Annotated in this window: 6 protein-coding genes; 2 read left to right on the top strand and 4 right to left on the bottom strand. The window is 48.0% G+C overall.

Features of this window, described 5'->3' with window-relative positions; genetic code table 11:
• The first annotated feature begins 131 nt into the window (after window positions 1–131).
• Entirely contained in the window at window positions 132–2519 is a 2388-nt protein-coding gene (locus tag CIK98_RS11080; protein WP_094384294.1) for a beta-L-arabinofuranosidase domain-containing protein, read from the top strand.
• A gap of 121 nt (window positions 2520–2640) precedes the next feature.
• Here CIK98_RS11080 and CIK98_RS11075 read toward each other — a convergent pair whose 3' ends face one another.
• From CIK98_RS11075 to CIK98_RS18735, 4 genes are all read right to left on the bottom strand, one after another.
• Window positions 2641–5781 (bottom strand): glycoside hydrolase family 2 TIM barrel-domain containing protein, encoded by a 3141-nt coding sequence (locus tag CIK98_RS11075; RefSeq protein ID WP_253249704.1) that lies wholly within the window; start codon window positions 5779–5781, stop codon window positions 2641–2643.
• Window positions 5782–5985: 204 nt separating this feature from the next.
• Window positions 5986–8241 (bottom strand): TIM-barrel domain-containing protein, encoded by a 2256-nt coding sequence (locus tag CIK98_RS11070; protein ID WP_172409913.1) that lies wholly within the window; start codon window positions 8239–8241, stop codon window positions 5986–5988.
• Between the two features lie 54 nt (window positions 8242–8295).
• Window positions 8296–10161: a glycoside hydrolase family 97 protein gene (locus tag CIK98_RS11065; RefSeq protein WP_094384292.1), complete on the bottom strand. Its 1866-nt coding sequence runs from the start codon at window positions 10159–10161 to the stop codon at window positions 8296–8298.
• A gap of 200 nt (window positions 10162–10361) precedes the next feature.
• Window positions 10362–12308: an alpha/beta hydrolase-fold protein gene (locus CIK98_RS18735; protein WP_253249703.1), complete on the bottom strand. Its 1947-nt coding sequence runs from the start codon at window positions 12306–12308 to the stop codon at window positions 10362–10364.
• Between the two features lie 272 nt (window positions 12309–12580).
• Here CIK98_RS18735 and CIK98_RS11055 point away from each other — a divergent pair, with 272 nt between their 5' ends.
• Complete coding sequence (locus CIK98_RS11055; protein ID WP_094384313.1) at window positions 12581–12955, top strand: desulfoferrodoxin; 375 nt, start codon at window positions 12581–12583, stop codon at window positions 12953–12955.
• The last annotated feature ends 229 nt before the right edge of the window (window positions 12956–13184 follow it).

The following is a 13184-nucleotide window of genomic DNA, read 5'->3' as shown; positions in this document are numbered from 1 at the left end:
CATTTTCGGCACGACTTATTACGTCAATGAAACAAAAACTATAATATATGGTACGTTTTTGAATCTGTTTATGAAATAAATAGTGTAATTTTGCACTCAAGAAACGTAATTTTTTATATTGACCAAAAACAATGAATAGAAATCTGATTTTTTCAGGACTTGTATGCCTGATGATGCCATATACAACAATGGCGCAAGACAAACTCTACAACGATGAATTCCCGCTGGGTGACATCACTCTGCTTGATGGTCCGCTGAAACACGCTCGCGACCTGAATGTGGAAAACCTACTGAAGTACGACTGCGACCGAATGCTTGCGCCTTATCGCAAGGAAGCGGGACTGACGCCACGCAAACCTACTTACCCCAACTGGGACGGACTCGACGGACACGTGGGAGGACACTATCTCTCGGCACTTGCCATCAATGCAGCTACTGGCAGCGAGGAGTGTCGTAGGCGCATGGAATATATGATTGCAGAACTGAAACTTTGTGCAGAAGCCAATGACAAGTGTGGAGAGGCTTGGGCAAAAAACTATGTGGGCGGTTTCCCACAGAGTGAAAAGCTTTGGTCTACATTCCGCAAGGGTGACTTCGGCAAATATTTCGGTTCGTGGGCTCCTTTCTATAATCTACACAAAATGTTTGCCGGACTGCGCGACGCATGGCTTTATTGCGGCAACGAAGATGCACGCCTGCTCTTCCTGAAGTTCTGCGACTGGGCTGTGGATATCACATCTGAACTTAGCGACGAACAGATGGAACGCATGCTCGGCAATGAGCATGGCGGCATGGATGAGGTGATAGCAGATGCATACGCCATGACCGGAGACCGACGTTATCTCGACTGCGCCCGCCGCTTTGCCCACCGACAGTTGCTCATCCCGATGGAGAACCATAAGGACTGTCTCGACAATATGCATGCCAACACACAGATACCGAAGGTTATTGGTTTTCAACGTATAGCCGAACTGGACGGCGACACCAAATGGCATGAGGCTAGCCAATACTTCTGGGATCTTGTTACAAAGGAACGCTCGCTTGCCATCGGAGGAAACAGCCGACGCGAACACTTCCCTACGAAGGAAACATGCATCGACTATGTGAACGACATCGACGGACCTGAGTCGTGCAACACATACAATATGCTCAAACTCACCGAGTTCCTCAACCGTGCCAATCCCAATGCCGCCTATGGCGACTTCTATGAGCGCGCGATGTTCAATCATATCCTATCCACCCAACATCCCGAGCACGGAGGATATGTATATTTCACATCGGCTCGTCCACGCCACTACCGCAACTACTCCGCACCCAACATGGCGATGTGGTGCTGCGTGGGAACGGGTATGGAAAACCACGGCAAGTATGGCCAGTGGACATGGACTCGAAAGAAGGGAGTAAAAGCATCTGATGACGCTATTTACATAAATCTCTTTGTTGCCTCGGAACTCAACTGGCGCGAGCGAGGCATCATCTTAAGACAAGAGACAGCCTTCCCTTATGGCGAGACATCGGAGATAGCTGTGACAAAGGGAAAGGGAGTCTTTACCATGAAGATAAGGAAACCAGCATGGTGCGACAAGTTTGAGGTGAAAGGCATTGGATTCGATGCAAAACAATATGAGGAGAATGGATTTGTCTGCATTAACAGGAAATGGAAGAAGGGCGACCGCATCGCCATCTCCATGCCTATGCACGGCAGTGTTGAGCGGATGCCCAACGTACCTCAGTATGTAGCAATTATGTATGGTCCTATCGTTCTTGGTATGAAGACTGGCACAGAAGACCTGCGTTCACTCATTGCTGATGACAGCCGTTTCGGACAATATGCCGGTGGCAAAAAAATGCCTCTCGACAAAGCCCCTATCCTCTTGCCAAAGGAAATCAGCGATATTGCCAAGGACCTTCGACCTGTGGCAGGCAAACCGCTACACTTCACCCTCGCCACACGCACGGAGAACGCTATACCTGGCGGGGAACTGCAACCTTTCTTCGAGATTCACGACTCACGCTATATGATGTATTGGCTTGCCTTGAGCGATGCCGACTATAAGGCATATACCCAAAGACTCGCCGATGAGGAGAAAGCTCGTCAGGCTCTTGAGGCTGCCACTGTGGATAAGGTGATGCCTGGAGAGCAGCAGCCCGAAACCGACCACCGCATGGAGACTGACAACTCAGAGAAGGGCAGTACCGAAGGAGTGTTCTATCGCGATGCCCGCGACGGTCACTATTTCTCTTACCTCATGCAGACAAAGGGAGAGTCAGCTCTCACGCTGCAGCTCACCTTCTGGGGTCAGGACGAATGGCGCTCATCGGAGTTTGACATCTATATCGATGACACTTTGCTGACAAGTGTCAACAATACCCACCGCTGGCGTACCACCCAGTTCAAGACCGTCGATTACCCCATTCCCGCCTCAATGCTTGAAGGCAAAACGGAAGTGAGAGTGAAGTTTGTGGCTCACAAGGGACGTCAGGTAGGACAGATTTACGGAGTAAGACTAAAGAAATAACAAATGAAATTCAGACAACCGAAGAAATAGTTGAGGTCTAATTTGTTTGTTCCGGTTCATAGGGACAGGTACGTTGGTTCGTTAGTTTATCGAGAATCATTGGTACCTGTCCCTATTATTTTTATTGTTCTACTGAAATGACAAACGAATAGTGGTGGGACTGGTTGCCGTCGATGGTGTATTCGGGCAATGTGCGCTTGCCCCATGTGTCGGCACCTCCCACACCGTGAATGTTGAGGTCGATGTTGAGGTTGACAAAATCTCCTCGCTTCAATTCATGGGGATGCCTCACGTTAAGATTCTCCTCACCATAGTCCCACGCACGGATGCAGAGCGGTTGACCTCCGTCGATGCGCATTGAACAACCATCTGAAGACAGTGTCAACCAACGCACATCACAGCGGTTGCCGTTGTCCTGCGGACGCACGTAATCAACTTGAAAATCGGCGAGCGGCATGGTGTAATGACCAATGTCATATCCCAGTTTGCGGTCAGGATAATTCTCCCAAGGACCGCGACCGTAATACTCCACCTTGTCGAAATCGGATGTCAAGCGCATTCTCATACCAAACTTAGGTATCAGCGGAATATCTGCTTGCGTTGGACGATAGTCGGCTTCAACCTTTATATCTCCTACAGAGTTGATGCTATAACAAAGTTCGTAATCAGCACCTACTGGTAATGTATATGCACATTTTATAAAAGTGATGCCTTTGGAAGAGGAAACCTTGATAGATTTCAGTTGTCGGTTCTCTCCAACCTTCTCCCATGGAGCCACACGTTTGGCAAAGCCTGCCTTCTCTTGGTTGTCATTTTCTGGCTTCCAGAAATACGGTTCGAGAGGAGTTTTGAGGATATTGCGTCCATTGACGTTTATCTCGGTAATAGCCCCCTTGTCATCAATCACCACAGAGCCTTTCTCTGTCAACACCTCATAGTCTTCCCTTTTCTTCACCTTCGGGGCTTTGCGCGATGTTGCAGCAAACACAGGGAAAGAATATGGTTCGACAACGAACTGCTCTGATGCCACCACAAAACCTTTCTTTGCCCATGGCGTATCGTCCTTCAACATAGCCTTCACAATGATGGTCTTCTCATTAGATACAATAGTAGTATCGGTAGCATAGTCGAAATCCTCTACATCAACCGTCGGGTCCATGCTCTTCTTAATTATCTTGCCGTCAATCATAGAGAAATGTATGGGCTGATAGACATGTTTCACCACATAGTAATGGGGATGAGGAGTGCGGTCGGAAGCCACGAGTCCGTTGATGCAGAAATTGCCGTCATTGGGTCTGTCGCCAAAGTCGCCGCCGTATGCCCAAAACTCATCATCCATGAGTTCAAGACTGCTTGACAGGCGCATCTTACCGCCATCCTTAGGTTTTGCAAGTCCTTGATCTACCCAATCCCAGATGGCAGCACCCGCTATTGATGAGTCTGCATAGATAACATCCCAGTATTCTTTGAAGTTGCCCATCGAGTTACCCATGGCATGGGCATATTCCCGGGCGATATATGGTTTGTCTTTCACCTTTGCTGCATTCTCCTTTATCATTTTTGGTGTGGGATAGCCCTCGTCGTATAGCGAGGAATAACGAGGATGGCAGTCGTAGAATGGCAGGAACGACGAGTCGAAACTCTTCACCTTGTCATACATTGCCTGGATGTTCGGTCCTATGCCTCCCTCGTTGCCAAGGCTCCAGAGTATTACACACGGATGGTTTTTGTCGCGCTCCACGAGCGATGTCGCCCTGTCAACATGTGCCTCTTTCCATGCTGGGTCTTCACCCATATCCTTGTTGGCATATCCGTAGCCATGACTCTCTTGGTTTGCCTCGTCCATGACATACATGCCATATCGGTCGCAGAGTTCATACAGATACTCACGGTCGGGATAGTGACTGGTACGCAGGAAGTTGATGTTTGCCTGCTTCATCAGTGCAATGTCTTTCTCATATGTAGCGTCATCCACATATCGTCCTGTTCGGGGGTGATGGTCGTGACGGTTCACTCCGCGCAGTTTCACGTTCTTGCCGTTCACCTTAAACACCTCTCCAACACATTCCACTCGCTTCACCCCGAGATGATAGTCAAAGTGTTCCGATACATTGCCCTTATTGTCAATAAGTTCTATGCTAAAGGGATAGAGATTCGGTTTGGCAGCTGACCACAGACGTGGATTGTCGATGGTGTATTCAAGCGAAGCGGAGATGGTGTCGCCAATAGCGATATCCTTAACTCTGCCCTCAATGTTCTTTCCGTCGATGTTCAGTCGGATGCGCATGTCTTTCGATGTTTTGCCTCCCATGTTGCATATCTTCATATAGGCAGTCACCGAAGCCTTGGAATAATCTGCATTAGGCTCTGCCTTCACCCTATAGTCGGCAATGTGCACAAGCGGGCGCACCCACAGCTGCACCGAACGGAAGATGCCGCTCAGTCGCCACATGTCCTGGTCTTCGAGATAGCTGCCGTCGCTCCAACGATATACCTCCACTGCAAGTCGGTTCTCGCCTTTATGCAAATATTTCGTAATGTCAAACTCGGCAGGCGACATGGAGTTCTGACTATATCCCACCTTTTTGCCGTTGACCCACACATACATAGCCGACTTAACACCGCCGAAATGCAGAATGACGTTTTGCGAAAGCATCTCGTCGGTGGCATTGAAGAAGGTAACGTAAGATCCCACGGGGTTTCTCCTTGCGTATGCTGTCCAGTCGCGAGGCGGTTCTTGAGTGACATAAGGACGATTGCGCACGAAAGGATAGTTTATATTTATATATATAGGTGTACCGTAGCCTTGTGTCTGCCAGTTGCCCGGCACTGCAATCTTATCCCACTGGCTCACGTCGTAGTCTGCCGCCTCGAAGCCTTTAGGACGTTCATTGGGATTAGGCGACCAACAGAAATGCCACTGTCCGTCGAGCGACACAATCTCCTTGCACTCCTTCTCGAGCGAAGGCAGTTGGAGGGTGGAGTGATAAGGCAGTTTGTTGATACCAAGCACAGCCGGATTCTCCCAGTCGTGCTCTACCTTCTTCTCACTTAGAATCTCGATGTCTCCAAACTTAATCCTCTCGCCACTTGCCAACTTATCGGCATCCAGGCGAAGTACCTTGGCATCAAAAGGAGCGTAATTTTGGGTCTGCCATCGCAGTTGGTCAGCCGACGGGACAGGCATTCCAGCCTTGATGGTTTGTGTGCCTGACAGTAAACAGGATGTCAGCGACAATAGTGCAAAAAACATTTTCTTCATATCATAAGATGCTATATATAACCTTAGAGATTGTTTTACTTATCAGATATGTATCATACACATAATCTGCGCCACAAAAATACACAAAATATCTCAGATAAACATCATAATTCTCAGATAATTATTCAATATTCTGACAATTTATTAAATTTTCACGCCATTCCTTTGCACAGAATTTGTAACATAATCTCATTTTATTTGTTTTTACCTTATAATATTTATCTGGATCTCGCGTTTGAATTTATTAGACTTTCTTATAGTTTTCTGCCTAATACGTTGTTTCTTTTCGTTCCACTCATACTTTGTGATGGAATAGTCGCCTTGCTCAAAGGCATAACCGTCGCCAGAATCCTGATAGAGCGAAAACGTAGTGTTGGCGCCAGGATAGACATTCAGGGTGATAGGTTTATCGGCTTGGGCAGCGGAATATTCCACAACTTCTGATATGGGGATAATGCTACCAGCCTTGACATATAGAGGAAGACGGTCGATAGCGACAGGCACCTCTATCCACTGCCCTCCGTCGTATGACTCATTTGTCCAAAAGTCATACCATCGGTTGCCTTTGGGCAGATAAACCTTTCGGCTCTTTGCCTCAGCAAGCGGGCAAGTGACAGGACATACGAGGATATTGCCAAAGAGATACTCGTCTTTGAGGTCATAGACAACCTCATCGTCGGGATAATCAAAGGCAAGTGGGCGCGCCATGGTGTAGCCTGAGAAATACTGTGCCGCCGCCATACTATATATATAAGGTAGAAGCGTGTAGCGCAGGTTGATCATCTTCAGGATGGCATCGTAATAAGGAGTTCCCACCTCGCCAAAGCGCCATATCTCGCGAGGAGTGTCGGAACCATGACTGCGGAGCATAGGCAGGAACGTAGCCCATTGGAACATACGGGTATAGTACTCTCGATAAGACTCATCATTAACGCCATCTTGGAACTCACCCGTATAGAACCATCTGCGTCCGTCGTTCTTGACGAAGAAAGACCCAACGTCAACGGTCCAATAAGGATTGCCCGTAGCCATATAGTTCAGACCAGCCGGTATCTGTTGGCGATATGACTCCCACGAGGCATGAGTATCACCATTCCACACCACAGTGGCATATCTCTGCTGCCCTGCATAGCTGCTTCGTGTGAGGTTGAGGACACGCTTGACGTCGGTCGTGGCACGCTGGTTTTCATATAATCCCATCGAGTGATAGAGTGAATACAGACTGCTTCGCTCTGCACCTAAGGCATCGCTGAGTATATCCTTGTTGAGCTGCCAGCGGCGCTTATGGTCGTTCCATCCGTATGGCTTATCGCCTAATGATTCTGGTATTTTGTTCCAGTCGCCGTCAAGTGGTTCACTACTATCACACCACCAAGCATCAAAACCATTAGAGAAAAACTCGTCGTTGGCATATTTCCAGTAGTGGCGGCGAGCATTGGCATTGAAGACATCATACACCGAGTGTTCGAGCATAAAACCACGCTTGCGGAAATCCTTTTCCTCGGGACAATACTGCGGATTGGGCCAGATGCTCACCATCAGCCGGGCATTCATGGCATGTATGGAGTCGGCAAGAGCCTTTGGGTCGGGATAATACTTGCGGTTCATCTTCATATATCCCCAACCCTCAGGCCAATAGTTCCAGTCCTGCACAATCATATCCACAGGCACATGGCGACGGCGATATTCCCTCAGGGTATTGATGAGGTCGTCAGAAGAGACATAACGCTCCTTCGACTGGATATATCCGAAGGCATAGAGCGGAAGCAGTTGCACTCTGCCCGTGAGATAACGATACCCCTCGACAATATCCTCCATCCTGTCACCCTTAATAAAATAGTAGTCAATTTGTTTTGCTGCCTCCATCTGCATGGTAAAACCCTTGCCGTCTGACGAGTATTTCATGGCACATCCGGCATCGAAAAGCAAACCGTAGCCTTGTGGAGACATCAGCACTGGTATCATCACCTTTAGATTGTGCTGAGTGAGCCACATAGTCTTTCCCACAAGATTCATATAATCCTCCATATGGGCACCGAGACCATACAAAGCCTTGGTGTCGGGGCACGAGAAATGCGATATGTAGCGTGTGCTCTCGCCAATAGTGTCACGACGTATGATGTCCTTCACCGTCACCTTGCCGTTGGCGGTTTCCTCCATGCGGGCAGTGGCATCGTCATAAACGATACGTTCCTGCACCACTGGTTGTGACTCCCTGGCCACATCCCTCAAGAGTGTCTTGCCGGTCTTTCGGTCGATAAACGAGATGCAACCGCCCTCGTTCTTCACGACAATCTCCTCCGACTTCACCTTCTGCCTCTCATATACACACACGCCAGTGTTGTTGCCGGGCAACGAACCGTCAGCCGACCACTGCACTCTAATTATCTTAGGAGTGACAAACTCCACCTTTACATTTGGTGTTTTGTCTTGCGCATTGGCAATGACAGATATTGCCATTATCAAAAAAAATAAGTGAATTCTATTCCTCATACCTAACTCCTCATTCCTAATTTAATACATCACAATCACAAAGCCTCCCCTTGGTTGGCACGTAATCTTTGCAGGCACTTTGCCCTTGCCTTTCTTTATGCTCCAGGGGTCGGGATTATCGGCAGGCAGATCGCCTTTATATCTTGTCTTGTCAGTGAATAATATGTATTTACCCTTGGGCAGGAAGGATGTGTCGAAGGAGAGCGTTTGAGGTACGTCCTTACCATTGATACCGGCGATATACCATCTATTGCCATGGCGACGTGCCATCACCACCCATTCGCCAGGATAGCCACCAAGTAGTCGGGTTTCGTCCCATGTGGTGGGCAATGCCGACATGAAGTCCTTCACCTCCTTGGGCTGCATGAGATAGCTTTCCGGTTTGTCTGCCCAATGCAGTAACGGCGACTCAAAAAGCACTGGCAGTGCGAGTTCGTGGGCATGGGTAGTGATATGCTTATGCTGCGAGTCGGAGAAAGTACAGGGAGTATAGTCCATCGGTCCAATCACATTGCGTGTGAACGGCAACGTGGCATTGTGGGCAGCAGCCTTCGGAGTGAGGGTGGCGTTATTATTATACCACTCCGCGCCATATACAGCCTCTACACTTACGAGGTTGGGATATGTGCGTTGCCAACCTCTTGGAATTGTCGCGCCGTGGAAGTTGACCATCAGATGATGATGTGCGGCACATTCGAGAAGGTCGATACAATATTCCATCGTCTCCTGTTTGTCGCCAGCAAAGAAGTCGATTTTCACTCCTGCCACACCCATCTTCTCAAGCCATGCAAACTCACGCTCGCGGTTTTCGGGAGCATTGAGTCGCTCATGCGGTCCTGGTGCGCCCCATGCCTTTAGCCATGCTGTGGAAGAGTTATACCACAGTATGGGTTTGATTCCTTTTTCATGAGCGTAGCGTATGGCATCCTCTATGTTGCCGCCGTTTTTCATCTCGTCCCATTCCGCATCGATGAGTACGTAAGGCCAGCGCATCTCCACTGCCATGTCAACATATTGCCTTACTATTTGATAGTCATTTGAGCCATGGTTGTATGCCCAATATATCCACGACACAGAACCTGGTTTAATCCACGAAGTGTCCTCTATGCGGCAAGGTTCACTGACATCTGTAACGAGCGTGGAAGCCACCACATCTTTCAGTTCTCCAACTATAACGACTCTGTAGGGAGAACGCCATTTGCCTGTGGTGTTCTGCAGGGTCTCGTCCATCACAACCCTATATTCCTCCTTGTTGCGGTCGTTGAAGAGCGACGACGCACTATTGTATCTTTCTATTCCTGCCTCAGTAATAAGTGCGAAGACCTTGTCTGTAGGTTGAAGCAATGCAGGATAGCCCCAACGCTTGTTTTCACTCTCTCCTGTGGTGGATAGTGGGAAGAACTCCTCGTATGGTTCTGTCCATTTCTGCATCCATCGCTTTGTACCTTCGGCTATGCTAAAAATGGTCAGTTCCTCTGTAGGACGAGTATGTTGCAATGCGTCGAAGGCATATCGGAAAGCTATGCCATCGTTATAAGCCCTGACAATGAGTTGCTGCTCTCTTCCGATGTTGTCGATATAAAGATAAGTCACCTCATTAGCCTCGTTGGAACAGTCATGACGTTTGCCACCAATCATCGTGTAGGAGTCTTTTATCGTCTTCACAGGCATTTTTGCCTTGAGCGTCAAGTCCTTTCCGCCCCCGTCCTTAGTGAGCAATCCCACATTTGTTATGTCCAATACTTCACATTCGTTGTTGCCGTCGTGATACACCACGGCAAAGCCCTTACCTTTTTCCCGCCATTCCACCTTTCCGTTAGGCGATATCACTTGTGCCGAGGCAATGGTTGTTATGGTCATTGCCAATATAGTTGAAATAAACTTCATAATTATTTGAAAAACAATCAAAATATATTATTCTAACTCTTCATTTTTACCAATAAACCGACACTCCTATTGCCTATATCACTAAAAAGAAAAAGGAAGCAGCCGAACTCCTTCTCATAACCAGCGAAGACACCATCAAAATTGTGGCTATGAAACTGGGCTATTTCGACTGCTCCTATTTCAACAAGACCTTCAAGAAATTATTTAAATATTTTCTGGGCGAAGAAGTAAAGGCTCTCACGCCATACGGGCCATGTATGTCCACCAGGAGTCTCGTAATAGCTGTGCTTGATGCCCATCTGGTCGAAACGCTCGCGCATGGCCTTGCAGTTCTCATAGGCAATATCTTCCTGGCCACCCATAGTGATATAGAACTCGCGGAACTGCTTGTTGTAATAGTCGGGACGCTCCTTGAGTTTTGCATAATAGGGCTCGCCAGAACTGTTTGCCATAAACGGTTGGGGATTCTTAAACCAACCACTGCTGAATACACCTACATAACGGAACAACTCAGGATGCATGATAGATGTATTCAGAGTCTGTATGCCTCCCATCGACAGTCCTGCCAGTGCACGCCCGTCAGCAGTAGTGAGTGTGCGATAGCGGCTTTCAACGAGAGGAATGCCGTCGGTGAGCAACTCGGCGGCGAAATCCTGTGAGTTGCCGTCCATCATTGCTACAATCATTGGCTCAGCCTTTCCCTCTGCAATAAGGTTATCAAGAATGATATCAGTCAAACCCTGGTTGCTCCATCCGCGCTCGTCCTCGCCACCGCCATGCTGCAAGTAGAGCACAGGATAACGCTTGCCGCTTGTAGCATAGTCGGCAGGAGTATATACATAGATATTTTTCCACTCTCCATTAACCTTCGACTGATAGCGAACTCTACTTACCTCGCCATGCTTAACCTCAGCCTTTAGTTGATAGCGGTCGGCCTTCTCTGCGGGGTAGGGAATCTCAACACCACTCGTCATCATACTACAACCATAGAACGACTCGCTTGCAGGATCTGCCACCTTTACTCCATCGACCACGAGGAAATAATAGTGGAATCCTTCCGACTGCGGTTCAGTAGTACATGTCCACACACCATTGGCACCTTTCTTCATGTCATAGAGCTTGCCAAGTTCAATCTGCACTTTCTGGGCAGTAGGGGCTTTAACTCGAAACTCCACCCTGCCGTCTTGTAGCACTCGTGGATATTCCTGATTGCGGATGTTCAGAGCCGAGGGTTGTGGCAGTTTTGTCTCCTTCATGCCGGCCTGACGCTGGAAGAAGTTCACCATCCTCTGGAATGTATTGTCATTGAAGGTCACAGGACCATGGTTTCCGTTGGGCACGGTGATAAAGTCTTCAAGACGACCGGCGTCCTTCAGCGCCTTGGAGAAATACTCGCTCTGGCAATAAGGCACCACTGGGTCGGTATCGCCATGAATGACGAGGAACATCGGGTCTTTCTTGTCGATATACGACATGGGATTCATCGCGCGCACCATATCAGGATTCTCTGCCGACGGACCACCTATTATGACAGCCTCGGGCGAGTTGGCATCCTTATATGTCTCGCAACGCTCCATTCGGCTCATGTCGATAGGGCCAAACCAATCCACCACGGCGTTTACAGCACTGCTCTCCTTGGTGTATTGTCCGAGCTGTCCCTCTATATCCACCTTCACCTTGCCAAACTTACGCGTCTTCACACCATTGGTCGTTCCAGCCAATGAAGATAGATGACCGCCTGAAGAATATCCTGTGATACCTATAAAAGAGGTGTCGAGACCATACTTCGAGGCATTGCCGCGAACATAGCGGATGGCAGCCTTTACATCCTGTATCTGTGCCGGGAACTTGGCTTCGGTGCTGGCGCGGTGGTTTATGCTCACCACGGCAAAGCCTGCGTCGAGCAATTGTTGTCCATAAGATTTAAAGGCATCGCCTTTGGAATTGTTGCTAAACCAAGCACTGCCGTATATGAGCACTACGACCTTGTGAGTCGGCTGCCCGTCGTCGGGAGTATAGATGTCGAGTTTATGACCAGTCTGTCCGTCTCCAACATAGTCAACGTCCTTCCAATTGTTAGCCGTTGCAGCACCAGCCATAAGCAATGACATGGCAGCAGCTACGATTCTGTGAATAGTTGTTTTCATCTTTTATTTCGGTTTAATTAGTATTTTGGATTTCGTGGCAAAAGTACATAAAAAATTCGAGACTATGACAAAAAAGACACGCTATTTTTATGGGAAAGTTGAATAATTATTAATCATGTAACAAATTAATAACAAGAAGATACATTTGGATGAAAATTTGCTAAATAGACATAATAAAATAATAAAGGTATTGACAAGAGGCTGATTATTTATTATATTTGCAGCGTGAGAACGTGAGTGCGACGTTGCACTCCAAAAAGAAAGGAGACATTATGACAAAAATTAAGGAAATCTATCGTTGCCCCGTTTGTGGCAACATTGTGGAAGTGTTGAATGCTGGAGCAGGCGAATTGGTGTGTTGCGGCAAACCGATGATTCTGCTCAAAGAGAACACTACCGACGCTGCACAGGAGAAACATGTCCCTGTGGTTGAGAAAACATCCAATGGATACCACGTAAGGGTGGGAAGTGTGGAGCATCCGATGCTCGACGAGCACTATATCCAGTGGATCGAGTTGCTGACACCCAAATCGGTATTGAGGTGCGAACTGAAGCCCGGATGCAAGCCCGAGGCAACATTCTTCACCAACGAGGAGTGTCTGTGTGCCAGGGAGTACTGCAATCTTCACGGACTCTGGAAAGCATGACGATGTAAATCGAACTGCCTAATCTATCATAATCCCCCAAAACAACAACTAAAGAGTTGTTGTTTTGGGGGATTATACATCCAATTAAGCATAGATTCTTCACCGATTAAATAAGGTCAAAATAGACCGAAACAAACCTTAAACTGAATTATGTAAAACACTGTCTTACAATTACCCCCGTTTAACTAACCCTCCATTTCGTTGTGGATATGGTCGCCAACGTTCTGAT

The organism is Prevotella sp. P2-180 (genome assembly GCF_002251435.1).
Classification (GTDB): Bacteria; Bacteroidota; Bacteroidia; order Bacteroidales; family Bacteroidaceae; genus Prevotella.
Note: the sequence above shows the minus strand (reverse complement) of the source record. Positions and strands in the feature narration are given on the sequence as shown.

Bases quoted from the DNA above. Each gene is read 5' to 3' on its own strand.
- CIK98_RS11080 (WP_094384294.1), top strand. From the start codon at position 132: ATGAATAGAAATCTGATTTTTTCAGGACTTGTATGCCTGATGATGCCA.
- CIK98_RS11075 (WP_253249704.1), bottom strand. From the start codon at position 5,781: ATGAAGAAAATGTTTTTTGCACTATTGTCGCTGACATCCTGTTTACTG.
- CIK98_RS11070 (WP_172409913.1), bottom strand. From the start codon at position 8,241: ATGGCAATATCTGTCATTGCCAATGCGCAAGACAAAACACCAAATGTA.
- CIK98_RS11065 (WP_094384292.1), bottom strand. From the start codon at position 10,161: ATGAAGTTTATTTCAACTATATTGGCAATGACCATAACAACCATTGCC.
- CIK98_RS18735 (WP_253249703.1), bottom strand. From the start codon at position 12,308: ATGAAAACAACTATTCACAGAATCGTAGCTGCTGCCATGTCATTGCTT.
- CIK98_RS11055 (WP_094384313.1), top strand. From the start codon at position 12,581: ATGACAAAAATTAAGGAAATCTATCGTTGCCCCGTTTGTGGCAACATT.